The sequence below is a fragment of the Candidatus Saccharibacteria bacterium genome (genome assembly GCA_016699955.1).
Lineage (GTDB): Bacteria > Patescibacteriota > Saccharimonadia > Saccharimonadales > UBA4665 > JAGXIT01.
The window spans coordinates 404,580-427,374 of sequence record CP064993.1 but is presented as its reverse complement, the minus strand read 5'-3'; the positions used below and the strand labels follow the sequence as shown (position 1 = coordinate 427,374).

Below are 22,795 nucleotides of genomic sequence, written 5' to 3'. Positions count from 1 at the left end.
GTGGTTTTCGTGAATTATTGTAGAAGAACATTATCAAATATACGCCTTTTAGAACAGAGGTGGTACAATGGTGAAATGCAATTACCAAAAGTATACGAACCAGGAGAGTATGAGAACGATATATACGCGCTGTGGGAACAGGGCGGGGTGTTCGTGGCTGACCCATCGAGCAAAAAAGAGAAATTTTCTATCGCCATGCCGCCGCCAAACGAAACCGGCACGCTTAGCCTGGGTCACGCACTATTTTTAACCTTGCAAGACATCATGGCACGCTACCAGCGACAACAGGGCAAGGACGTGCTATGGCTACCGGGTACCGACCATGCGGCATTGCCTGTCAATGCTATCATCGAAAAGCAACTGGCCGACGAAGGCCGGACAAAACATGACATCGGTCGAGAAGCCTTCCTGAGTAAAACTCGCGATTTTGTCGAACAGAGCAGGGGAACCATGCTTGGGCAAATGCGAGCAATGGGGTCAAGTTGTGATTGGTCTAGGCTGCGCTATACACTGGACGATGCCTTGAACCGCTGCGTCAATGAAACGTTTGTGAAGATGTACGATACGGGCATTATTTACAGGGGTCATCGTATTGTAAACTGGGATCCAAATTTGGAAACAAATGTATCAGATGACGAAGTTGTTTATGGTGAAGAAAAGGGTAAGTTTTATACATTCCGGTACGGACCTTTTGAAATTGGCACGGCACGGCCAGAGACAAAATTTGGCGACAAATACGTCGTCATGCACCCAGATGACGAGCGTTACGCTCAGTACAAACACGGCGACACACTAGATGTAGAGTGGATAAACGGTCCAATTCGCGCAACAGTTATCAAAGATGAAGCGGTGGACCCAGCCTTCGGCACTGGAGTAATGACCATCACCCCATGGCATAGCCAGGTCGACTTCGACATGGCTGAGCGACATGGGCTAGACAAAGAACAAATCATCGATTTTCACGGGAAACTCCTGCCTATTGCCGGTGAGTTTACAGGCATGGATATTGCAGAAGCTCGATCAAAGATTGTCGAAAAATTAAAACACAAAGGGCTTTTGGTCGGCATAGACGAAAACTACGTGCACAATGTCGCCTTCAACGAACGAGGGAAGGGGATTATTGAGCCGCAAGTGCGCTTACAATGGTTTGTGGATGTCAATAAGCCGGCTGTCGACTGGAAAGGGAAGCAGAGGAGTCTAAAAGAAGTCATGCAGTCAGTCATACATGACGGTGACATCGAAATCATACCTAAACGGTTTGAGAAAATCTACTTCCACTGGATAGATAACCTTCGCGACTGGTGTATTAGCCGCCAAATATGGTGGGGACACCGTATACCGGCTTGGTACCGCACCGACACAGACGGAAAAATGGAGACATATGTTGGTCTTCAGCCACCCACCGACGAAAGCGAAGGCTGGCACGAGTGGGAGCAAGACCCCGATACACTCGACACCTGGTTTAGCTCAGCGCTTTGGACATGGAGCACGCTTGTTGACGCGGAACTTGCTCAAGACTTAACCATACCGTTTGATGATCTTCTCAAACAAAGCCAAGATTTTCGAGCATACCATCCGACATCTGTCATGGAAACTGGTTGGGATATCCTGTTTTTCTGGGTTGCGCGCATGGTTCTTTCTACGACATTTATGACCGGTGAGGTGCCATTCCGAACCGTTTATTTGCACGGCCTCATCCGCGCCGAAGACGGTAAAAAAATGAGCAAAAGCCGACCGGAAAGCATTATTGACCCGCTCGATGTTATTCCAAAATACGGAACTGACGCCCTGCGTATGGCACTCATTATGGGTGTGACCCCTGGAAATGACCAGAATTGGGGTTGGGGGAAAATTGAGGCCAACCGAAATTTCTGCAACAAGCTATGGAACATAGCACGCTATACGCTTGATAGAGTAGGCGACAAAACTGAACTGCCAAACCCCGAGCCTAAAACCGACGCCGAACATTGGGTGTTGAGCAAGTTACAACATACTACAAAGATAATATCGAATCATTTAGACGCGTACCGGTTTAGCGAAGCGTACGATGCGCTATACCACTTTGTGTGGGATGATGTCGCCGATTGGTACATTGAAGCTAGCAAAAACGAAAAGGGCGGGGAAGTGCTACCTTTTGTGCTCGAGAATATTCTGAAGCTGGCACACCCGTTTGCCCCGTTTGTCACAGAAACAATTTGGCAAGTTATACCCTGGACGGGCGTAAGTGTGTTGGCGAACCAGCCCTGGCCAAAGGGCGTTCGCACCCATAAAGAGGCAGCGACAAACTTTGAAAATGTAATGGCTATTGTAACCGAGACACGTGAGCTTGTGCGTGACCTAGGTTTAAGAAAACCACAGCTATACTACACGGACGTACCATTCCTGGCGGCAAATGCCGAGCTTATTGCCCGCTTGGCTGGGCTTGCAGAAGTGCTTGAGGTAAGCGACGGCTCAGGGCTTCACCTGACCAGCACATCATATCGTTGCTGGTTGGACGTCGATGCGTCAGTAGCACACGCCCACCTCGAGAAGCTTGTTGTTCGAATAGGTGAAGAGTTGCAGCGCATAGCCAGCCTAAAAGGACGACTAGCAAATGAAAACTACGTGAAACATGCACCAAAAGAAATCGTGACGGAAACCAAATCGCAGCTCGCTGACGCCGAAGCTACGCTAGAGCGGCTACAAGTTGAACAGCGCCGCTTTGCCGAGCTCGGCTGAGAAAAGTGTAACGCTTAGTTCAGATTTTGCTTCCTGATAAAAATACAGTAAATAGTCACTGCGAAGTGCCTTATGTGGCTAGTCAAATAGTTGCGTAGCTAGTACAATAGGGTCATATGGATGAAAAACGGTTGGGGGCAGTCGTGCAGCACGCACGACGAGCAGCGGGGTTTACACAACAAAGTTTATGCCAGCGTTCTGGTTTAAGCTACTCCACACTCGCCAAAATAGAGAGAGGGGCAATAAAAGCTCCCTCAGTATTTACCATCCAGCAAATCGCCACAACCCTTGGTGTGACGCTCGACGAACTTCTGGCTGATGTTAGCAACCGTCCTAAAAAACCAGTCGAAAAGCGAACATCTGTAAACGGCGTCCAGTTTGTCTACTTCGATATGAACGGCTGCCTGGTGCGCGGTATTGGCAAAGCATTCGCCAAACTTGCTGAAGAGAGCGGGGCGTCACCAGACACAGTAGAAACGTTTTTTTGGCAGCATAACGATGCAGTTTGTCGAGGTGAAAAAACTGTTGACGAGCTGAACACAGCACTAGCTGAGAGACTTGGAATAATAGTTGACTGGTACCAATACTACCTCGATGCCCAAGAGGCAATGCCCGGCATGAACGAGCTGGTTGCCTGGGTATCAGAAAACTACCGCGTCGGCATTTTGACAAACACCATGCCCGGGCTGATTCAACCAATGCTAGATCGTGGCTTGTTGCCCTCAGCGAATTACGAAATTATTATCGATTCTTCGGTGGTACACGCCATGAAACCGGAAGAACGAATATACCAAATTGCTGCAGAGAAAACGAGGCTTGCCCCCAACCAGCTACTTTTGATAGATGATGACCGTCCCAACTTGGTTGCAGCAGGTGGCCAGGGGTGGAACACTATGAAATTCCAATCATACCAACCGGAAGAGTCGATTGCAGCCATATACGCATCTCTTCAGCCCGTCGCCTAAAAAGGCGCAGCACTTCAGCCCCTATCCCTTGATCCAAACATGGTAACAATTATGTCGCGGTTGCAACACATTTGTTACCATTTGCGACTAGATTGCGTAGTACAAAGTCGGGCTAGCCGGCAATTAATACTTTGTACGAGCAAACATTATAAGAAGGTGAGAGCGACGGTAAGAACAACAACGAAGGCAATACCACCAGTCACAGCTGCGCCCTTTAGGGCAGTTTTGCTATTGCCGTAGCCTGTTCTTTGCTGCAACTTGGTATATGCCCATGTCCCTGCGCCAAGCGCAAATATAAAAGCTATTAAAACCGGGTTCATAATTCATCCTCCATACGTAATTTTTTGGCCATTACAGCGAGTGCGACATGATCCGGTTCCAGACTTGACTTATGGAACGCTACATCAAGTTGATCGGCTGTGTTAAATGGAATAAGGTGCACGTGGGCGTGTGGCACATCAACACCGACAATGATTTCTCCAACGTGTTTTTTGCCCGACTTAGTACGTAAGTGAAGCGCAACTTTTTGAACAGTGCGTCGCAGAGCGGCATAATCTTGCTCCTCAAGATCCCAGACATACTCGACCTGTTTTTTGGGTACAACCAAAACATGCCCTGGCTGGGCAGGGGAAATGTCGAGAAACACAAGCGTTTGCGCGTCCTCATAGATCTTATGGCAGGGAATTTCTCCCTTAATAATCTTTGTGAAAATCGAGTCTTTCATACTCCCACAGTATACGTTAGCTGTTACAATAGTGCCATGACAGAGGTAGAAAAGTTGCTGAAAACGATTGACGAGCGTGGCTATACGCACATCATTTTCGACCTCGACGCAACACTAACACTCTTGAATCTTCCGTGGCGCGAGTGGGTTGACTTGATAGCCCAGCGGCTACCTCCAGACCAAGCCGATTCTTTTCGACGCATTACCGAAGATGACGGCAGCAGCTGGCAGCAAATCGCCAATGAACATGTTGAGCGCTACGAAACCTTTCTCCCAGCGCTTATAGAGGCGAGTGAGGAGTTTGAAAGTATGTATTTTGCTCATACGCCGTACGATGAACTAGTCCGTGCGGTGCACGAACTAGCAGAGCAGGGAAAAGTCATGTACGCATGGTCGGCAAATATGCGTTCTACTATCGAGCGAGCTCTATTGGAACTCGGCATTCGCCACCATTTCAACAAATTAGTGACGCGCGAGGATGTGCGGCTGGCCAAACCGCACCCGGAGGGCTGGATGCTGCTAGATGATAGCACACCGAGGGAACAATTCCTCTTCGTAGGCGATAGCAGTAATGACGCGGGCGCCGCACAGTCACTGGGCATAGACTTCTTTGAAATCACCTACTTCAAGCAGGGTCAGTAACCGAACCGTTTCCTGAAGGCTTCGCTCACCTGACGTCTGGAGCCGCTGACAGTGGTGCACGCACCACACTGAGGTTAGACGAAGTAAAACACCTATCTCATACCCGAGCATCCCAGGTAAAGTGCACGCTAGTGTACCGGGCGCACGTACTCACGCCAATGCTTTGGCTCAAGATTTGCTAGGGCGGGGTCGGCGAGGCAACGAAGAAGTAAGCGACCGGTTTCGGGATTGGTAAATAGCGGGATGTGATTATCGATTGCCAGGCGGCGCATGAGGTATGCTTCGTCGCTTGTTTCCTCTCTCGAAGGTACGCTAACCATGACATCTAGCTTGTGATTTTGAATTAAGTCTGCCAAGTTAGGTTTTTGATGGCCTTGGACTTTATGAACCTGTTTAGTTTTAATACCATGTTCTTTCAAAAAACTGTGCGTGCCAGGGGTAGTAAAAATTATCCAACCAGCCTTAACAAGTTGTGCGGCCTCCTCAACAAATTTGTGCTTTTGCTCGTCCGCTAAACTAATAAGCATACGTCTGCCAGCTATACGCTGCTCGGTCGCCAGCCAGGAGCGGTAAAAGGCTGGCTCGATTTCTGAACCAAAACACGCCACCTCACCGGTAGAGGCCATCTCAACGCCAGCAACGGGGTCAGCTCCCTTCATGCGGTTATATGAAAACTGCGGGGTCTTCACCCCCACGTGATCAAGACTGAGCGTCAAATATATCTCAGGATGCTCCTGACCGAGCATCGCCTCAGTGGCGATTTGAATAAAATTGTAGCCCGATACTTTTGAAACAAACGGGAAAGAACGCGAAGCGCGAACATTACACTCTATTACCTTGAGGTCGTTATCCTTGGCAATGAACTGAATGTTAAACGGCCCGGTAATGTCGAGATTTTTCACTACCTGTTTTGTAATGAGCTTGGCGCGCCGCACCGTCTCGAGGTAGAGCCGCTGGGCAGGGTAGACGACCGTGGCGTCACCGGAGTGAATACCGGCATTTTCAATGTGCTCGGATATAGCGTAAATAACAAGGTGACCGCCTAAGGCAACTCCGTCAATTTCGAGCTCTTTGGCATTTTGTACAAACTGAGAGATAACGGTAGGATGGTCTGGAGATAATTTTGTAGCTGCCGTAAGATACCGCTCCATTTCCTTTTCTGAACGCACAACACTCATAGCGCCCCCAGACAGCACATACGATGGGCGAATCAACACCGGATATCCGACCACTTCCGCAAACTGCTTAGCCGCCGGCAGGGAAGTCACCTCTGTCCATTCTGGTTGGTCTATACCCAATTTGTTCAGCATGGCAGAAAACTTCTGCCGATCTTCTGCCATGTCAATTTTACGTGGTGAAGTCCCCAGTATAGGATAGCCGGCTTTGTGGAGCGGCAAAGCTAGATTGTTTGCTATTTGACCACCCACAGATACGACAATGCCGTTTGGGTTCTCAAAATCAGCAATGTCTTGAATACGCTCCAGTGTTAGTTCGTCGAAATATAATCTGTCCGATCGATCAAAATCAGTCGATACAGTCTCAGGATTTGAGTTAACAATAATAGTCTGGAAGCCATTTTTCTGAAGTGTTTTCGCCGTGTTCACCGCCGACCAGTCAAACTCAACAGAAGAGCCAATGGCGTAGGGGCCGGAACCAATGACAATTGCCACCTTTTCGCTCAGAGGATCGACATCGTGCGTCGTACCATGATAGGTAGCGTACAAATAGTTTGTTTCGGCGTCGAACTCGCCGGCCAGGGTATCTATCTGCTTAATAGCTGGAGTGACACCATGTTTTAGCCGTAGCTTACGGATTTCACTTTCGGTTTTACCCTGAAGCCCAGCAATGACTTGGTCACTGAAACCCATGCACTTTGCCCTTTTAAGAAGCGTTTTGTCGAGCTTACTCTTACGAATACCTTCTTCTGTCTGAACTATTTCGGCTAAGTGGCCCAGGAACCACGGGTCAATGTGCGAAGCCGCCTGAATTTCCTCAATCGTCACGCCTTGGATCATCGCTTCATAGATCGCAAAAAGTCTTCTGTCAGTAGGGTGTGTGATTTCATCCATAGGATCTGCAATGTCATGCGGATGCACACTAAGCCCTTGGGCACCGATGTTAAGCATGCGCACAGCTTTCTGAATCGCCTCCGGAAACGATCGGCCCAGCGCCATCACTTCGCCAACACTTTTCATTTCGCTACCAATGTGATGATCGCTGCTTTTAAGCTTTTGCAGATCCCAGCGCGGCATTTTTACAGCCAAGTAATCAAGAGCGGGCTCGTAAAACGCGGAGGTTTTGCCCGTGACACTGTTTTTAATTTCGTACAAACGCTTGCCAAGCATGAGCTTTGAAGCAACAAATGCCAGCGGATAGCCGGTGGCTTTGGAGGCAAGAGCACTACTGCGACTTAGGCGCGCATTTACCTCTATAACCCGGTACTCACCGCTTGAAGGGTGCAAAGCGTACTGGATATTGCACTCGCCAATAATGCCCAGGTGATTAATTGTGCGTATTGCGACCTCGCGCAGCATATGATATTCGTAATTTGTGAGGGTTTGTGAGGGGGCAACGACAATTGATTCACCGGTGTGCACGCCCATAGGGTCAAAGTTTTCCATGTTACACACGGTGATGGTGTTGCCGTCGCAGTCGCGTACAACTTCGTATTCAACCTCTTTCCAACCCACAAGATATTCTTCAATCAGCACCTGGGGTACCGCTGCGAGTACTTCTTTTACCCGAGTTTTTAGCTGAGCAGGCGTATCAATCCGGCCAGAACCAAGCCCGCCGAGACTATAGCCAGAGCGCATCATAACGGGATAGCCGAGCTTTTTGGCCGCAGCCAGCGCCGCTACGACTGTTTTGGCAGTGACGCTCCGTGCCGTTTTGGTGCCAATCTCAGCGAGAGCACGCTTAAACAGCTCACGGTCTTCGGTTGTTTCGATAACTTTCACCGGCGTTCCGAGTACACGAATACCGAGTTGCTTGAGTATGCCACGCCGTTCCAGCTCCAACCCAAGGTTCAGGGCCGTTTGCCCGCCAAAACTAAGTGCAATCGCATCTGGTTTTTCGCGCTGCAAGATTTTCTGTACCGTTTCGACATTGAGCGGCTGAAAATACACCTTGTCTGCCATGTCATCGTCAGTCTGCACAGTGGCAATATTTGGGTTTATGAGGACAGTTTCGATATCTTCCTCTTTGAACGACTTGATTGCCTGCGAGCCTGAGTAATCAAATTCGCCAGCCTGACCAATGCGTAGACCACCCGAGCCTAACACGACGACCTTTTTTATGCTTTTCATAGCATCGCCCCGAACTTTTTAAACAAATCTGCAGAATCAGTCGGGCCATGGCAGGCCTCTGGGTGAAATTGCACCGAGAAAAACGGCTTGGTTATGTGTTCAATGCCTTCAACTGAATTGTCATTGAGATTTCTGTAGCTTACGCGCCATTCTTTGGGCAAGGTTTTCTCGTCTATAGCATACCCGTGGTTTTGACTGGTGATAACGCAGCGCTTGGTTGTGCTTTCTTGGCACGGTTGGTTGTGACCACGATGGCCGAATTTCAGTTTGTACGTGGTTCCTCCAGATGCAAGTGCCATGATTTGGTTACCTAGGCAAATGCCGAGCAAGGGTTTGTCTCCGGTGAGCACCTTTTTGGTTATAGCAATCGTTGCGGTGTAATCTGACGGGTCGCCAGGACCACTCGAAAGCACGACACCATCATACTTTTCACCTGAGTAGTCATAATTATATGGGACGCGCTTCACTTGGAGGTCAAGCGCAAGCAGTGAACGTAAAATGTTTTCCTTGAGGCCACAGTCCACTAAAATGACTTGCTTTTTGTCTTTTCCAGCGTTGTACACAACAGGCTCTGCGATGGAAACCATGGGGATAGTAACCGTTTTTGGTGGCGCAACCGGCTTTTCGCTAAGTGTCCCGGCCATGACACCCCTGGTGCGAAGATATTTGGTAAGAGCACGGGTATCGACACCACTGAGCAGCGGTATACCCTGGGCACTCAGCCATTCTGGCAGAGAGAGCTGCCCGCCACCGTGGCTCCAGTGCGGCGCAACTTCCGAAACAACAACACCACGCACTTGGATTCGGTCGGATTCTGCAGCAGACAAATCGACGCCATAGTTGCCTATCAGCGGATAGGTGAACACTAGGATTTGCCCCGCAAACGATGGGTCGGTTAGCGACTCGACATATCCGGTCATGCCAGTACCAAACACGACTTCGCCGTCATAAGAATCACTTTGCCAGTCCGGCATAGTACCCTCAAATACTGTCCCGTCACCCAACGTCAATCGTCCCGGTTTTTGCTTAAAAAAAACGTTCCTTTCGGAACGATCAGTGCGTGTGCTTACAGTGCGTGATTTTAGTACTTTTTGCTCCATCTTCCCAAGTAATCTACCAGACTCAGCCCAACCATGCAACCATCTTTGCAACAATTTGTCTACATACAGAGAGGGGACGACGGTTAATATTACGACATTCCGCTGGCGGAGGAGGCGAGATAGCGCCCAGCTTGCTGGGCTTCTTCGCTACGCTACGCCGAACTCTATCGTTCAAATCTCCCGCTTCTCTGTCGATAAGCAAAACGCCCACCTTGACAGGTGAGCGTTTCACTCCTGGCGGAGGAGGCGAGATTCGAACTCGCGATAGAGTTGCCCCTATACTGCATTTCGAGTGCAGCGCACTAGACCGGACTATGCGACTCCTCCGTTAAGAGTATTGTAACAGATTGACAGCAACATTTCAGACTAGGCACTACATAATAAATGTGCTACAATCACCCCTGTTGCAGAATGAGACAAAACCTGTGTTTTTTCTCATCGCTTCGCTGTTCTTTTTCCTATAGAGGCGTTTGAAAAACCAGACTGAATCCGGCTTTTCAAACTAATTTATCACGTACCAGCTCTGCTGGCACGACAAAACACTAAACCAAGAAGCGAAAGCGACTGTTTAGTGTTTTGAGAGGAACGGTCGACTGAGGTTAGAGCTTAGCAAAAGGAGTAATAGCTCGTTTTGGCAAGTGGAAACCGTTGTCGCACCGAGACGAGCACCCGTAGCTCAGCTGGATAGAGCGTTGGCTTGCGGAGCCAAAGGTCGTAGGTTCGAATCCTGTCGGGTGTACCATAATTGAATAAGAGGCGCGAAAGCGTCTTTTTTCCTCTGTTCTGGAGAGTTTTGAACCTTTTTGTACAGCTCTTCAAGTTTCGGATACTTGTCCACGATTGGTGTGAGGTATTTTATTGGCTCGAACACTAGTACACCGTTCTTCAATAACAGGTTTTGACCGATTATCGACAACACTTCTTTTTTCTTCAAGTCATCGTCCCCCTCGAAGTCTTCTTTCGCATACCGAGCGAAACTAAAGTACTTATCGAGTAGCTGTCTGTGTTTCTTGTTGTGTTCTTCTTGGCTTGAGAACTGACCCCTTAACATAACGAGGCGATTCTCAAGCTCCTGCTTCTCACTTTCGTAAAACTCATCATCAACTTGACCCCGGTAACGTAATCGCCCAAGCTCACGAATCTCATTCTCAAGACTCGCTATGGCTTTAACCTGGCTTTCGTATACGCGTTCTTGAACTTCAATCTCGGCTTGGTTAAACTCATCGAGATATTCGCAAGCCCACCTAAAGAAGTCATCCATAATTGTGTACTTGCTAATCTCTTTACGGATTGCAACCGTCAGTTCTTGCGGAGTGATACTGCTGTTTGGCATGGACTGTGTACAATCCATATCTTTTCGTCTACGAGTGCAGTAGCAGTATTCGTAAGTGTGAACATTGCCGTTTTTCTGTTTACGGACAATCCGACTATAGGTTATCGTACAGCCACACTCGCCACATTTTACAAGGCCCCTGTATGGGAATGGGTCATCTTGTTGGATTTTTTCCTGTGGTCGAGGGTTATTACGCCGACTAATCAGCTCCTGCACTCTGTCAAACTCCTCGGGCGTAACCATTGCTGGGTGTAGTCCTTTATGAATCTTGCCTCCATACTTCAAATAGCCCTTAAAAAATGGATTTCTGAACATGACATATACGCCAGCAGTTGAAAGAGCTTTCCCGCCCTTTTTCGTTCGCTTAATAGTTCTCAGCCCCCACTCTTTGTCTGCAATTCGTGCAATTTGACTTACCGAATACTGCCCAGTTAGCATGTAGTCCCACATTCGCCGCACGATATAAAAACGCTCCTCATCTTTGATAATAGTACTAGTATCTCGGTCATTTATGTATCCACAGGCTGGCACACCGGGCATCCACCCTCTTTCCGCTTTTGAGTGCATACCACGCCTTACGTTTACCATAAGGTCTCGTACATACTGATTCGACATACTCGACTCAACTGCGAATAAGACGGCGTTGTCACTAGGTAGGTGTACTTTTTCATGAGTAACGATTGCTTTAATCACTCCGTCTTGAAGCATCTGTTGTAAGATGCCGTTTTCCAGAGGGTTGCGTGATAAGCGGTCTAGCTTCCAACAAAGGATGGCGTTGTATTTGCCATCTTTAATATCAGCAATCATTCGCGTGAACTCAACACGGTTATATGGGGACTTGGCGGATTTTTCCTCGGTTAGTACAGCCCTATGTTTTATGTGTATTCCTAGGTCTTTGGCCTTTGCTTTCATGACTCGTTTTTGGTCTTCGATTGACTGCACCTGTTTACTTGAGTCTTCTGTCGATTTTCTTGTGTATAGTACAAACTTTAGTTCTTTTAAGTTATCCATATTATTCTTCCTTGGCTTATGCCTTAATTATAATTTAATGATGTGAAAATAACTACTATTCTGTCAATTCAATAACAGAGGTGGTGGGCTTCGAGCTGAGCGTGGCAATTTAGCAACCATATATACTACTGCGTTTTTGCCGCACTCGTTATCGGATAATATTTTTGTCCGCCACGGCTAGCTTCTTGCATGTCGAGCTCATCGTTCAAAACAAGCTCGTCAATATAGTCGCCAATCTTTTTGAGACCACCACTTACGCCATTGGCTTTAGCTTGCTTTGTAAGCTGTGTTTTTGTAAGACCAGGATATTGAATGACTGTTTCCACTACCTTATCGAGAGTTTCTCGGTGCTTCTCAGACGGCGTTTTATCGCTACCAACATACTCGAACTCACTCGCATTCTCATGGAAGCGTAGCTCGAATGGCACAGGCTCCCACACATCTCGGTTCTTGGTCTGTTCCAGCTTTACAAACTCGCTCTGTCCAACTCGGCTGACCGCTATATGGCAATCAACAGCAGCGAGGATATCAGATGAACCTCTAAGGGATTGAGCTGGACTAGACTTTTTTGCCCCATCTTTACGGTTGTGGTGAAGAATCAAGACCGAGAGCCCACTATCAGCTAGTTGTCGGTAGTAGTCCATGAGTCTTGCCATGTCACCGGACGTATTTTCGTCAGTTTTTTCGCCCATAAATCGAGTGAGTGAGTCAAAAATAACCAGACTAGCACCAAGCTCTATCGCTTTTTCCGCAATGCCATCTGTGTAGAGTTGGTTCATCTTGTAACCAGTACGAGACAGCAGGTGGATTGGTAAATCATCTGTCGCCGCGAGCTGCTTAAACCGCTTCTGTAGCCTTGGTCTTCCGCTCTCCTCGTCGACGACCAGTATGCCAGTCTTCTTGGTGTTGAAGTTGCCAAATACTTTCTCCCCTTTTGCTACTTTTACGGCTATTTCCATGTAGAGCCAGGTTTTGAAGCTACCTGGCGAGCCAGAGAGTATCGTTACACTTTTATCTGGTATTAGCTGGTCAACTACCCATACATCGGGTGGAAAATCTTCGTGTAATAAATCTCCCACTCGCTCTGTTAGAAGGTTGAGTTTTCCTGATTCTTCCCCCATTCTCCAGAGGTCTTGGTAGGTTTCTCTTACTAATCTCGACATGCTATTATTCTTCTCTGCTCATCTTTTGAACAAGACTAACGAGGCGTATGAGGGCGAGCCCATCGTACATAGCTTGTTGTTTACTGATTGATTTTTTGAAAACCCGTTTGTGGATTTTCTGGAACTCCTTTATTTGTTTATCGTTTAGGGTCATCTCCCCACTCCTTTGCTGCTTAGTTCGTTTTTTGGGTACACTTAACAAGCCTGGCTGTGAATTTAGTCAGATTTACGTTAGTGCATCAGGAATAGAACGGTATTTGGCCGTCTATTTTTGTGATTTTCTTGAACGCCTACAAGTTCCTCCAAACTTGCTGCCTATGGCATGAAACGCCGCGTTAATTGCTGGGTAAGGTGCTTTATCCTTTGAACCTATTTTATCTGGAAAAAATTATGCTTGCAAATGTGGTCAGAATATTTATTTATAATAAAAATTAGTTTCTATTCTAAAGAAAAATTAGGCCCCATATCTATAAAATGCTGGCCTCTAGTGTTTCATAATGACGATAATGTAAAATTATCAACAGTCTACTTTATGGTCAATTATACCAACTAATATCATATTTATGAAAAACGTCAAAAAACCGAAAACCTCACTGCTTTTCCAGTGCTTTTGCAATAAAACTTTATAATAAAAACTCCAAAAAATGACCATTTTCATCACTGCGTAATTTTGTGAAAAATACTATATAATAAAAGGGCTTAAACCAATTTCCAGATAATAGCTTTTGCTATTTGACTTGTGCTTTAGAATCGGCACTTGTCAAAAGCATTTTAGGCGCAAGTCTGGATGTTGGTTTAAGCACCTAGACAAGTGCCGTTTTTTGTTTGGAGCTTGTTTAGGGCTAATATAACTTGGCCTAAAGGAGGGCTCAAATGAATACAAAAGAGAAAAAGTCAGTGTTTAAGAGATGGTGGTTCTGGGTCATTGTCGTCATCGTACTTATCGGTGCTGGTAGTGCAATGGGCGGTAACAAGAGCGATACCGCAACTAACACAGGTACTAATAGCGGCAGCCAGAGCAATAAGGCAGAAGAAAAGACCGAGTTCAAGGTTGGTGAAACCGCTACCTTCGATGACAAGTCAATTACCGTTACCGACGTACAGCGTAACTACGACACAGGTAACCAGTTTGCTCAACCTGAATCAGGTAAAGAGTTCGTTATTGTAACCGTTAATATCGTTAACAACAGCGATTCTAATCTCGACTACAATACCTTTGAGTTCAAGATGCAGGATTCAAACGGTGTTCAGCAGAATGAAGCGATTACCGCTCTTTCAGAGGGTAAGCTCAACAGTGGTTCACTCGCCAAGGGCGGCAAAGTTACCGGCAAGCTCGCCTACGAAGTTCCGAAAGATGACACAGGTCTAAAGCTCCTGTACCAGAACTTTAGCTTCTTTGATAACAAAGCTATCACGTTCAACCTACAATAGTTTCAGATACAAACAAGAATCCCGCCAGCTCAGGCGGGATTTCTTTGTGCTAAATCAACTAGCAATTTAGCTATCGAGTAATCTCTTAACATTTTGGACTAAACTCTTGCCAACCTTATCGGTGAGAACAACAGCAAACTTATCTGGATTAGTCTCAAGTTCTGCTTCTAGTACATCTATGTCAAAAGTTTCAAACCCCGCACCGTCGCCGTCTTCAACTTTCAAATCTGACGCACTACCTTTGAACGGATATGCAAAGAGTCCTCGCTGAGCGTAGCTCAAATAATCGCCCTGAATATAGTCGGCTCTCACGACACCTAGGCTGTGTAGGTCTTTTGGCTTTACTTCAACTCCTGTTTCTTCGAATGTTTCACGAACTGCCGCTTCTAAATAATCCTGACCACTCGATATATGACCACTCACGGCTGTAGTCAATTTTCCTGGGTCATTCTTTTTCGTAGTGCTACGCTTTTGTAAGATTACTTCACGATTGGCTGTATAGAAGCAAACATAAATGAGTCGGCATACCAAGCCTTCCCTGTGCACACGGTCACGTTCTGCTTGTCCTATAACCTCATCATTATCATTAACTATGTCTAAAACTAAACTCATTCAACTCATTGTACCACTCGGCGATTTTACATGCTCTACGACACGTTCTAAGCGTGTTTGAGCGTAGTTAGCCTGAAACACGCCCAAATTACTTTAACAACAGAGATGAGGACATTAAAATTAATATATGAAGATGTCGAGAATTGTCGAAGAATTGGAACGACAAGGCATTGAAGTGACATACGAGAATATAGCTATTTTTGCGGTGTTTGCATCGGAAGAGGGATTGGTAGAGCGATTAAATCTGAACACGAGTGAGAACAGTGCAAACAGTTACGAGCAGCTAGTGTGGCTGGAGTCTCTACTTTCAGACTTGTGACAAGATGAACGAACTGTTGTAAAAGTGGTAAAATACCTTTAATGAATAGAGTAAAAATTGTCACGTTTGTACCTCTTGCTAGTGCTGATGAAGTTCGTCAAGCATTAGGTATGGCGGGTGCTGGAAAAATTGGCGAATACAGTTATTGCAGCTACTCTGTCACTGGCAAGGGTCGCTTTACGCCTTCTGGGGATGCAAATCCATACATTGGCACGGTGAATACGCCAGAGATAGTCGAAGAAGAACGCATTGAAGTTGTTTGCGAGCGAGAAAGTGCGAAAGCCGTCATCGAAGCCATGAAACAAGCTCATCCGTATGAGGAAGTGGCGTTTGATGTTTACCAATTATTAGATGAGGAGGAATTATGAAATATATTAATATGGCAACAGTATCCTATGAGACTGCAGCGCAAATCGTTGATGTAGCGATTTCAGAGGGTAAAAATCTTGACGTAGCTGTATCTGTCGCAGTCGTAGACCTTGGGCTTAATCTGGTAGCTTTTGGTAAGGCAGATGGCGCAACCACGCACAGTATTGAAACTAGCCGACGCAAAGCCAACACTTCGGCATCTACCAAGAAAGAAACTGGCTGGATGTCTGAGGATTTGGAGATTAAATTACCATTGGGCGCCGATAATCTCCTGACAAATATTCCTGGAGGACACCCTATAGTATTCGATGGCAAGGTTGTAGGTGGCTTTGGCATTGCTGGAGGCACTGTTGAGCAAGATGCGCAAGTTGCCGAGGCCGTGAAAACCAAGATTGGGAGTGAGTAAATGATAGTAATAACAGGTGCTAGCGACGGCTTAGGCTTAGAACTAGCTAAACTCTACAAAGAAGCCGGCAAGGTTGTGGTTAATATTTCTCGCCGTGAGTGTGAATATGCCGAATATAATATTGTCTTGAATCTTCGGGAGGGTGCGGAAATACAAGAAGCTGCTCGTCGATTGCTTGAGATAGCAGAACCGATTGAGGCACTAGTAAATTGTATCGGCACATTCAGCACTGAACCTTTTGGCGACATTACAGAGGATGAGATTAAACGCCTCATGTCTACTAACGTTAAGGCACCGATGTTACTCACGTCTGAACTAATTGAACGCATAAAAAGTGACGAAGCTGATGTGCTCAATGTAATCTCAACAGCAGGGACAAAAGGAAATTCTGAGCATCCGGTGTATGCAGCATCAAAATGGGCTGAGCGAGGCTATACTAAGGCTTTGCAAGCAGAGCTAAAAGGTACCAAGTGTCGAGTTGTCAGTTTTTGCCCAGGTGGAATGCAGACTGGATTCTTTGAGAAAACAGGTGAAAATCCGACTGACGATTCCTGGATGCAGCCCAAAGATGTCGCCGTCCTTATGAAAAACATTCTTGATTTGCCGAAAAATATGGAAGTAAGTGAAATAATTGTTAATAGAAAATAGCCTGGAATCATGAAATATAAATACATTCTACTAGACTGGGATGGCAATCTTGCCAAGACGCTTGATATTTGGCTCGCTGCTTATAAAGCAGTTTTGGATGACAGGAATATTGTAAAAACAGACCAAGAAATAGCTGCGGGGTTTGGGCTGCTGTCTAAGCAGATGGTTGACTGGGGCGTAGAAGACATTGACGCTGCAATGCTGCAAGCTGACACGATTGCAAAGCGAAACTTGCCGAATGTTGAGCTTTATCCGGACGCATTATTTGTACTAGAGAAGCTTCATGAACGTGGACATAAGTTAGCACTGATTACCACATCAACACACGAGAACGTCGTTCATCTACTTGAAAAGTACGGCATTAAACAACTTTTTAGTACGATAATTGCGGGTGATGACACAACTAATCACAAGCCGCACCCTGAACCTCTAGAGCTAGCATTAAAACAGCTTGGCGGAGATAAAGAATATGCAGTTATGATTGGTGATTCAGATAAAGACTTAGGTGCGGCGAAGAATGCTGGTGTTGATTCAATATTGTTTTACCCAGATGAGCATCAGAAGTTTTACGACCTAGAGAGCTTGAAGTCGTACTCACCTACCCATATCGTCAATGATTTCAAAGAGATTTTAGAAATAGCGGCATGAGTTCAAGTAAATTTCCTCATGGTGTAATAGACCAGCACCATCTCAACCGCAAAAACGACTACCTCTTTCGTATCTCCATGAAATCACTCATTAAAGATGAGAGCGGTAAAGTTTTGGTCGTGAAAGAATCCGGGCGCACTTGGTGGGACCTGCCTGGCGGCGGCATGGACCATGACGAAAGCATTAAAGATGCTGTTGCTAGAGAGTTGCATGAAGAAGTTGGCCTAACTGGCGATTTTACTTACAAAGTCATTCATGTCGAGGAGCCGTCGTTCTTAGAACATGCTAATGTATGGCAAGTTTGCATGATATTTCAAGTCAAACCAGAGAATATGATTTTTGTAGCTGGTGAAGATGGAGATGAAACACTTTTCATCGACCCAGAAGACCTAAAAAGTTCAGACAGCCTTGTCGAGCGAAAAGTTTACGAGTACTCCCCTACTAGCCAAATAGCCACAGTCAATCGAAGTTTTGACTTCTTCAATTACCGTGTACCAGTAAAAGAGTCAGTCCGTGAGACTGGCTTTTTTACTGGTTGCATGCGGTAGCATGCGAGAACCTACGAAGTAGCGCTGGGCGCCAAGGAGTCGCGCACAGGAGCTTGTTCCGAGTAACTCAATTGGCTCAAGCTCTAATACACCGTCTTTCAACAATAGATTTTGACCGATTATTGATAGCTCTGCTTTTTTCTTAAGGTCGTCGTCACCTTCAAAGTCTTCTTTGGCGTAGTGAGCGAAGTTGAGTAAAGTTACATGCTGAAAATAAATCGCTAATACTTTTTAGATAAACCTAACAAACTCTTGGGCTGATTGAGTATCTATTTATAGCCATGAGATGTACAATCAAGTTAATTTCTAACGAACAACAATATGGATTATACCGGACAGATTCAGCCTCAAAACACACCCGCTCTACAAAACATTCAAAGTGATTCTAATACTCCCTCTCTTTTTAGTAGCAAACAACTAACTACTGTGGCGTTACTTGGGCTACTATTCGGCCTTATTTCGTATGGCATTGGCTATGGTATAGAAAGTGCATCAAAGGCCAGTTGTGATATTGGTTTTGGATTTTGTGCAGCAGGTGGTTATTTAGGTATCGGAATAGCATTTGTATTAAATGTAGTGGTCGCAGCCTTTGTGCTACGAAAATTAAAGGTAGCAAACTATGTTCAAATAGTGGTGCTCGCAACACTCTCGCTCTACTCAGCACCCTCTTTTCTTACTCTCGCACACCTAAATACACTCATGTTAGTAGCTGCTGCGGGTCTATTAAATGCACTGGCTTACGGATTTTTCTACTGGTTCTTTAATGCTCTCAAGTTTGACCCTACTAACAAGCTAATCATTGCTGTTGTAGTAGCAATTTTAGCTATTACTGGCTCAATGCACTTAGGTGATAAGGCGAGTGTTCAGCAATATGAGGAGGAACAGCAGTCAAAAATTGAGAGTTATGATTTTAATCTCTATAGGCCAACTTATGTACCTGCGGGTTATAGCGTCTATAGCGTTTCACCCTCGTATGACAATTATCCTGCTGCCTATCTATATGTTAATTATCTATACGGTAGTAATGATATTGGCGACCCCAGCCCGTTCCATATTTATATATTTAATGCTTCGTGGGAACGATTTAATCCACCGACAGATTGCGGCCCCGAATATCCTAACGACATCATGACCTTTGATTTTCCCTGTGAGGAGATAGGTGAAACTCCTAATGGCGATAAAATATACCACCACGATTCAAATTTTAGTAATCAGTACAATACTTACGCAAAGATTGACAATAGTATTGTTGTACTCGCAACTAGCAGTAAGCACCTTACCAATTCAGATTTAATAAAGATTATGAGTTCACTCAAGCCAACAACGGCTAATGAGCTTCAGGCACTCTATGAGCAAGATAAAAAACGATAATTGTACATACCGCAAGAACTCAAGCTGGAATCTTATCTATGAGAATGGCTTACTGATACTAAATGCTGGGGCGGACAAGATTTTTGCAATTGAGGACACCTCAAGCCAAGTAGGCAAAGAATTGGTGGTCTTGTGGGATCAAGAACAAATAAGTTTAGATAAGTTATCACCTGAAGCTCAAGAAGTTGCAGAACAACTTAAAACCGCAGGCATACTATTGAATGTAATTGAACAAAAGCAAACATTTGGTATTTCATACTATTTTCTTGGCAGCAGCGATGAGCAATTATCAAAAAGGATAGAGAATGAGCTGGGCGAAAAGTATAAGTCGGTAAGTTCTAACGCTGATTTGTTGTTAATCATTCGGACTAATGGCAAGCTGGTTGAGCTAACAAGCTCTAACTACTATAAAGAGCTTGCAATACCCCACTTGTTTATCGACCTAGCTTATGAGCATTCCATATCAGTTGGCCCTCTGGTTTTTCCACGGCAGTCTGCCTGTATCAGTTGTTTGATAGGGCGAGTAATTACGTATTGGGGCGACGCGGAGCCACCTACTAAGCCCGCAATTCAGCATAATTCTGGGTTGATAGCTGGTGTTGTCGGCTTAGAAATTAAGAAGATTTTAGAACAGTACGATAGAGAATTAGTTAATAACACCATTGCATATGATTTTGAAAATCACAAAGTTAGGAAAAGCAGCGTATATAAATTGCCAATGTGTCCTGTTTGCGGCTCAAGCAAGATAGACAACGTCGGTTCAATTAAGTTACCATGGGGGCAAATAGGATAATGAAAAGACTAGTAACACAATTTGATGACACCAGAACAAAAGCAACCGTGGCTACTCCTACGTGCTCTTCTTGCTGCTGTTGCTGCTGTTGCGTAGCCAGTATATTAACCACATCATCAGTAACCGTAATGAACGTCAGGGATTTAGCTAAAGATAACAATGTAACCTCTGGGTCTGCTGCAAGCTACAAGGTTCTCGGTTTCTTAGCATTTCCGATAGCAATAGCTCTTGGAAGCGTCAGTGCATTTATATTAAGTGTATATGCAATTGCCGTAATGGTAGTTGCTTGGATGTTAATTCTCAAGTTTATTTATAAAAAAGTTGGTCTACATGAACCCTCAAAAGTTATTGGTACAACCGTTGGTATAGGAACCGTATTCTTTATTGGTGAGTTTATAGGTGGTGGTACGTTAGTCCTTTACGGTTTTGGCCTTTCAGGTAGCAGCAGCGATAGCGGCGGAGCTGGTCCGGTTGTGTATCTTTTGCTTGCGGTAGCGTTACCATTTCTACTCGTCCCATTAATACGCAAGTTAACCCGACCGCTTTTAGCGAATGCCGGTAGCATGGCTATGCCAGTACAGGCAACTACTCAAGAGCCCCGTGTAAGCCCTACTCCTATGAACACTATTGAAAGCCAGCCTGTAGTCACGCCTACACCTGAACCCAATGACCCCACCAACTTCAGATGGTGAAAATAAGCAGTAACCTTAAAAATGAGTTGTTGCTTACTGCTGCAAACTTCAGACACGGTATAGTTCTTAAGCCTCAAACTGCACAAACCGGGCTTTCTGATATACCAAGCATTTGGCATGTCGGCATTCCACAGAACTCCAGCGAACCATGGAAAAGTGCAGCTGGTGGTGTTAGTAGAAATCTTAAAGACGCATCTATCGCAGCTATTGGTGAGGGGCTAGAGAGATATTCAGCCTCTGCTTATGAGTTACCTGTTAAATTACGCTCGGAAATAGATACACCGGAACTTATTGGTCCCGAGGATTTTTCATTATTTAGCAAGGAGCAAGTCAAACAAACTGATTTTCCTTTCGCCAATCTATATGAAGACGAAACAGGTTTTACAAATGTTTATTCAGTTTATGACAATCAGGAAAAGTGGGTTCCTCATGGTCTGGTTAGCCTAAGAGATGACTTTAGTACGGGGCTTTCTACATCTTCCGGGCTGGCTGCTGGCTACTCAAAGCAGTTCTCTCTACTCAGAGCCATTCAAGAGTTAATAGAACGTGATGCCTTAATGACAACTTGGCTACACAGTGTTCCAGGTAGAAAAGTTGAAACACCGAAGAAATATCTTGACGAGATAATACACAAAGGCGGAAATATAACGTGCATTGATGCTACACCCGCCTATAGTCCGCACCCTGTTGCTATTGTCGCTGGATCATTGCCAATTAGAGGTAATCAGCGATATTCGCTTGGTTCGGCATGTAGAGAAACGTGGGAAGAAGCCCTAGAAAAAGCATATTTGGAATGGGTACAAGGAGTATTTTTTGCTGGCTATTATTATTCACTCAATCCCGACCTGCAATTTAATTCATATGATGAGGTCAATACTTTTGATAGCCACGCTGTATATTACACAGTGAATCCCTCCGAGTGGGCAAAAATTCCACTCTTAAAAGGCGACAATTACAAAAGGCAGAGTCAAGAAGTTAAATCTCGCAATAATACGATTGCCCTAACCAAACTTATTAAAGCACTGCACAAACAGAATATTAGACTGTTTTATCGTGACCTTACCACTTCTGATTTATTGCAATTGGGTGTTTATACCATACGAGCATTATCACCCGATATGTTGCCAATATATTGCCATCAAAAGTATCCGTTCATTGGTGGAACGGCTAGTGATGTACTTAGAAGATACCCTTGGGCAAAAAAACATAATCTGGAGTTTCCTAATTCAATGCCTCACCCGTTAGGATAAAAGTATGAACGAAGATACTAATAGCCCCCTCTTTGATATTTTTTGGGAGAACTCCAAGTTTTCTGAAGTAAATATTGGTGAGTTTCAAAAACTTATTGAAGAATATAGCGGTGCAGAGCATGAGATGCCCGCACTACAATATCCTAAGCCAGACCATAAATTACCTATGCCAACTGACAGACAAGTTAAGCAGATGCAAAGAAGAAAAAGTGATAGACTTTTCGCTGAAAAGAAAATTAACAAAAAACAACTCGGCAGTCTTTTAGCGGCATTCTCAAAGAATAATAGCGATGGGCGTACTTATCCTTCTGCTGGAGCTACATATGGTGTAGACATCTTTTGCTTGGTAAATAATTATGACGGAGAGCTGAATCATAAAGTCTGCTATTACAATGCAGATAATCATAGCCTGTCTGAGGTAAAAGCTTTACCAGACTGGGAATCCTACGCTCCGCTATTAAATATAGATACTGACAATTCAATGCCAGCCGTAGTATTCGTTTTCGTGCTGTTCGCTAGTAGAGTGACGTCTAAATACGGGGAAAGAGGTGGGCGATTCGCCCTAATAGAAGTTGGACATGCTGCTCAGAACCTATCCCTAAGGCTCGTGGAAGAAAAAATGGTTGGAGTGGAAATGGGCGGGCTGCTTGATAATGAAATCAAAGCATTGTTAGGTCTAGAGGATACTTCCGCAGCCATAGCTCTAGGCTTGGCGTGTGGCTTCGCCAAATAAACAATATAGGCAAG

Annotated in this window: 22 protein-coding genes, 2 tRNA genes and 1 pseudogene; 16 read left to right on the top strand and 9 right to left on the bottom strand. The window is 45.3% G+C overall.

From position 1 onward, the window contains the following. The first annotated feature begins 75 nt into the window (after nucleotides 1-75). Nucleotides 76-2,718, top strand: coding sequence for a valine--tRNA ligase (locus IPL85_02200; GenBank protein QQS20239.1), 2,643 nt, complete (start codon nucleotides 76-78; stop codon nucleotides 2,716-2,718). Between the two features lie 116 nt (nucleotides 2,719-2,834). Beyond that, on the top strand, nucleotides 2,835-3,683 hold the full coding sequence (locus tag IPL85_02195; protein ID QQS20238.1) for an HAD-IA family hydrolase: 849 nt from the start codon (nucleotides 2,835-2,837) through the stop codon (nucleotides 3,681-3,683). Between the two features lie 146 nt (nucleotides 3,684-3,829). Here the strand turns inward: IPL85_02195 and IPL85_02190 are convergent, their stop codons facing one another. Both IPL85_02190 and IPL85_02185 read right to left on the bottom strand, forming a co-directional pair. Continuing rightward, complete coding sequence (locus tag IPL85_02190; protein QQS20237.1) at nucleotides 3,830-4,003, bottom strand: hypothetical protein; 174 nt, start codon at nucleotides 4,001-4,003, stop codon at nucleotides 3,830-3,832. Then, nucleotides 4,000-4,407 carry an HIT family protein gene (locus IPL85_02185; GenBank protein ID QQS20236.1) on the bottom strand — a complete coding sequence of 136 codons (408 nt, stop codon included), beginning with the start codon at nucleotides 4,405-4,407 and terminating at the stop codon, nucleotides 4,000-4,002. Before IPL85_02185 ends, IPL85_02190 begins: the two co-directional genes overlap by 4 nt. A 36-nt stretch (nucleotides 4,408-4,443) precedes the next feature. Here IPL85_02185 and IPL85_02180 point away from each other — a divergent pair, with 36 nt between their 5' ends. Continuing rightward, complete coding sequence (locus IPL85_02180) at nucleotides 4,444-5,049, top strand: HAD family hydrolase (GenBank protein QQS20235.1); 606 nt, start codon at nucleotides 4,444-4,446, stop codon at nucleotides 5,047-5,049. A 128-nt stretch (nucleotides 5,050-5,177) separates the two neighbouring features. Here the strand turns inward: IPL85_02180 and carB are convergent, their stop codons facing one another. From carB to IPL85_02165, 3 genes are all read right to left on the bottom strand, one after another. Further along, nucleotides 5,178-8,354, bottom strand: a complete 3,177-nt coding sequence (gene carB, locus IPL85_02175; GenBank protein ID QQS20234.1) for a carbamoyl-phosphate synthase (glutamine-hydrolyzing) large subunit — start codon at nucleotides 8,352-8,354, stop codon at nucleotides 5,178-5,180. Next, a complete protein-coding gene (gene carA, locus IPL85_02170; protein QQS20233.1) occupies nucleotides 8,351-9,454 on the bottom strand; it encodes a glutamine-hydrolyzing carbamoyl-phosphate synthase small subunit in 1,104 nt (367 codons plus the stop codon). Before carA ends, carB begins: the two co-directional genes overlap by 4 nt. 235 nt (nucleotides 9,455-9,689) lie before the next feature. Next, nucleotides 9,690-9,781: transfer RNA gene (locus tag IPL85_02165), tRNA-Ser, on the bottom strand. 338 nt (nucleotides 9,782-10,119) lie between these two features. Between IPL85_02165 and IPL85_02160 the strand changes: the two genes are divergently transcribed. Continuing rightward, nucleotides 10,120-10,196, top strand: a tRNA-Arg gene (locus tag IPL85_02160). Nucleotides 10,197-11,330: 1,134 nt separating this feature from the next. Here the strand turns inward: IPL85_02160 and IPL85_02155 are convergent. From IPL85_02155 to IPL85_02145, 3 genes and pseudogenes are all read right to left on the bottom strand, one after another. Continuing rightward, nucleotides 11,331-11,798, bottom strand: a pseudogene (locus tag IPL85_02155) (recombinase family protein). Between the two features lie 125 nt (nucleotides 11,799-11,923). Further along, nucleotides 11,924-12,961: an AAA family ATPase gene (locus IPL85_02150; GenBank protein QQS20232.1), complete on the bottom strand. Its 1,038-nt coding sequence runs from the start codon at nucleotides 12,959-12,961 to the stop codon at nucleotides 11,924-11,926. A gap of 4 nt (nucleotides 12,962-12,965) precedes the next feature. Further along, the gene (locus IPL85_02145; protein QQS20231.1) at nucleotides 12,966-13,115 is read right to left on the bottom strand and encodes a hypothetical protein; all 150 of its coding nucleotides are present in this window, start codon (nucleotides 13,113-13,115) and stop codon (nucleotides 12,966-12,968) included. Between the two features lie 719 nt (nucleotides 13,116-13,834). Between IPL85_02145 and IPL85_02140 the strand changes: the two genes are divergently transcribed. Continuing rightward, nucleotides 13,835-14,392 (top strand): DUF4352 domain-containing protein, encoded by a 558-nt coding sequence (locus IPL85_02140; protein QQS20230.1) that lies wholly within the window; start codon nucleotides 13,835-13,837, stop codon nucleotides 14,390-14,392. Between the two features lie 66 nt (nucleotides 14,393-14,458). On the opposite strand, the gene IPL85_02135 is transcribed toward IPL85_02140, so the two are convergent. Further along, nucleotides 14,459-15,004 (bottom strand): NUDIX domain-containing protein, encoded by a 546-nt coding sequence (locus IPL85_02135; GenBank protein ID QQS20229.1) that lies wholly within the window; start codon nucleotides 15,002-15,004, stop codon nucleotides 14,459-14,461. Between the two features lie 127 nt (nucleotides 15,005-15,131). On the opposite strand from IPL85_02135, the gene IPL85_02130 reads away from it, so the two are divergent. The 11 genes from IPL85_02130 to IPL85_02080 all read left to right on the top strand — a co-directional run bounded on the left by IPL85_02130 (nucleotide 15,132) and on the right by IPL85_02080 (nucleotide 22,781). After that, entirely contained in the window at nucleotides 15,132-15,323 is a 192-nt protein-coding gene (locus IPL85_02130) for a hypothetical protein (GenBank protein QQS20228.1), read from the top strand. 41 nt (nucleotides 15,324-15,364) lie between these two features. Continuing rightward, nucleotides 15,365-15,691, top strand: coding sequence for a hypothetical protein (locus tag IPL85_02125; GenBank protein QQS20227.1), 327 nt, complete (start codon nucleotides 15,365-15,367; stop codon nucleotides 15,689-15,691). Then, nucleotides 15,688-16,098 (top strand): heme-binding protein, encoded by a 411-nt coding sequence (locus IPL85_02120; protein ID QQS20226.1) that lies wholly within the window; start codon nucleotides 15,688-15,690, stop codon nucleotides 16,096-16,098. The genes IPL85_02125 and IPL85_02120 overlap by 4 nt, the downstream gene beginning before the upstream one ends. Next, nucleotides 16,099-16,746, top strand: coding sequence for an SDR family oxidoreductase (locus IPL85_02115; GenBank protein QQS20225.1), 648 nt, complete (start codon nucleotides 16,099-16,101; stop codon nucleotides 16,744-16,746). Nucleotides 16,747-16,755: 9 nt separating this feature from the next. Further along, on the top strand, nucleotides 16,756-17,394 hold the full coding sequence (locus IPL85_02110) for an HAD family hydrolase (protein QQS20224.1): 639 nt from the start codon (nucleotides 16,756-16,758) through the stop codon (nucleotides 17,392-17,394). After that, entirely contained in the window at nucleotides 17,391-17,942 is a 552-nt protein-coding gene (locus IPL85_02105) for an NUDIX hydrolase (GenBank protein ID QQS20223.1), read from the top strand. The genes IPL85_02110 and IPL85_02105 overlap by 4 nt, the downstream gene beginning before the upstream one ends. 321 nt (nucleotides 17,943-18,263) lie before the next feature. Further along, entirely contained in the window at nucleotides 18,264-19,313 is a 1,050-nt protein-coding gene (locus tag IPL85_02100; protein ID QQS20222.1) for a hypothetical protein, read from the top strand. Then, nucleotides 19,291-20,106, top strand: coding sequence for a hypothetical protein (locus IPL85_02095; protein ID QQS20221.1), 816 nt, complete (start codon nucleotides 19,291-19,293; stop codon nucleotides 20,104-20,106). Before IPL85_02100 ends, IPL85_02095 begins: the two co-directional genes overlap by 23 nt. A 128-nt stretch (nucleotides 20,107-20,234) precedes the next feature. Beyond that, entirely contained in the window at nucleotides 20,235-20,798 is a 564-nt protein-coding gene (locus IPL85_02090; protein ID QQS20220.1) for a hypothetical protein, read from the top strand. Beyond that, a complete protein-coding gene (locus IPL85_02085; GenBank protein ID QQS20219.1) occupies nucleotides 20,792-22,048 on the top strand; it encodes a YcaO-like family protein in 1,257 nt (418 codons plus the stop codon). Before IPL85_02090 ends, IPL85_02085 begins: the two co-directional genes overlap by 7 nt. Nucleotides 22,049-22,052: 4 nt before the next feature. Then, nucleotides 22,053-22,781, top strand: coding sequence for a SagB/ThcOx family dehydrogenase (locus IPL85_02080; GenBank protein QQS20218.1), 729 nt, complete (start codon nucleotides 22,053-22,055; stop codon nucleotides 22,779-22,781). Nucleotides 22,782-22,795: the final 14 nt, after the last annotated feature.

Bases quoted from the DNA above. Each gene is read 5' to 3' on its own strand.
- IPL85_02095 (QQS20221.1), top strand. From the start codon at position 19,291: ATGAGCAAGATAAAAAACGATAATTGTACATACCGCAAGAACTCAAGC.
- IPL85_02135 (QQS20229.1), bottom strand. From the start codon at position 15,004: ATGAGTTTAGTTTTAGACATAGTTAATGATAATGATGAGGTTATAGGA.
- IPL85_02130 (QQS20228.1), top strand. From the start codon at position 15,132: ATGAAGATGTCGAGAATTGTCGAAGAATTGGAACGACAAGGCATTGAA.
- IPL85_02085 (QQS20219.1), top strand. From the start codon at position 20,792: ATGGTGAAAATAAGCAGTAACCTTAAAAATGAGTTGTTGCTTACTGCT.
- carB (QQS20234.1), bottom strand. From the start codon at position 8,354: ATGAAAAGCATAAAAAAGGTCGTCGTGTTAGGCTCGGGTGGTCTACGC.
- IPL85_02140 (QQS20230.1), top strand. From the start codon at position 13,835: ATGAATACAAAAGAGAAAAAGTCAGTGTTTAAGAGATGGTGGTTCTGG.
- IPL85_02150 (QQS20232.1), bottom strand. From the start codon at position 12,961: ATGTCGAGATTAGTAAGAGAAACCTACCAAGACCTCTGGAGAATGGGG.
- IPL85_02185 (QQS20236.1), bottom strand. From the start codon at position 4,407: ATGAAAGACTCGATTTTCACAAAGATTATTAAGGGAGAAATTCCCTGC.
- IPL85_02115 (QQS20225.1), top strand. From the start codon at position 16,099: ATGATAGTAATAACAGGTGCTAGCGACGGCTTAGGCTTAGAACTAGCT.
- IPL85_02100 (QQS20222.1), top strand. From the start codon at position 18,264: ATGGATTATACCGGACAGATTCAGCCTCAAAACACACCCGCTCTACAA.
- IPL85_02090 (QQS20220.1), top strand. From the start codon at position 20,235: ATGAACGTCAGGGATTTAGCTAAAGATAACAATGTAACCTCTGGGTCT.
- IPL85_02195 (QQS20238.1), top strand. From the start codon at position 2,835: ATGGATGAAAAACGGTTGGGGGCAGTCGTGCAGCACGCACGACGAGCA.
- IPL85_02105 (QQS20223.1), top strand. From the start codon at position 17,391: ATGAGTTCAAGTAAATTTCCTCATGGTGTAATAGACCAGCACCATCTC.
- IPL85_02145 (QQS20231.1), bottom strand. From the start codon at position 13,115: ATGACCCTAAACGATAAACAAATAAAGGAGTTCCAGAAAATCCACAAA.
- carA (QQS20233.1), bottom strand. From the start codon at position 9,454: ATGGAGCAAAAAGTACTAAAATCACGCACTGTAAGCACACGCACTGAT.
- IPL85_02180 (QQS20235.1), top strand. From the start codon at position 4,444: ATGACAGAGGTAGAAAAGTTGCTGAAAACGATTGACGAGCGTGGCTAT.
- IPL85_02190 (QQS20237.1), bottom strand. From the start codon at position 4,003: ATGAACCCGGTTTTAATAGCTTTTATATTTGCGCTTGGCGCAGGGACA.
- IPL85_02120 (QQS20226.1), top strand. From the start codon at position 15,688: ATGAAATATATTAATATGGCAACAGTATCCTATGAGACTGCAGCGCAA.
- IPL85_02200 (QQS20239.1), top strand. From the start codon at position 76: ATGCAATTACCAAAAGTATACGAACCAGGAGAGTATGAGAACGATATA.
- IPL85_02080 (QQS20218.1), top strand. From the start codon at position 22,053: ATGAACGAAGATACTAATAGCCCCCTCTTTGATATTTTTTGGGAGAAC.
- IPL85_02110 (QQS20224.1), top strand. From the start codon at position 16,756: ATGAAATATAAATACATTCTACTAGACTGGGATGGCAATCTTGCCAAG.
- IPL85_02125 (QQS20227.1), top strand. From the start codon at position 15,365: ATGAATAGAGTAAAAATTGTCACGTTTGTACCTCTTGCTAGTGCTGAT.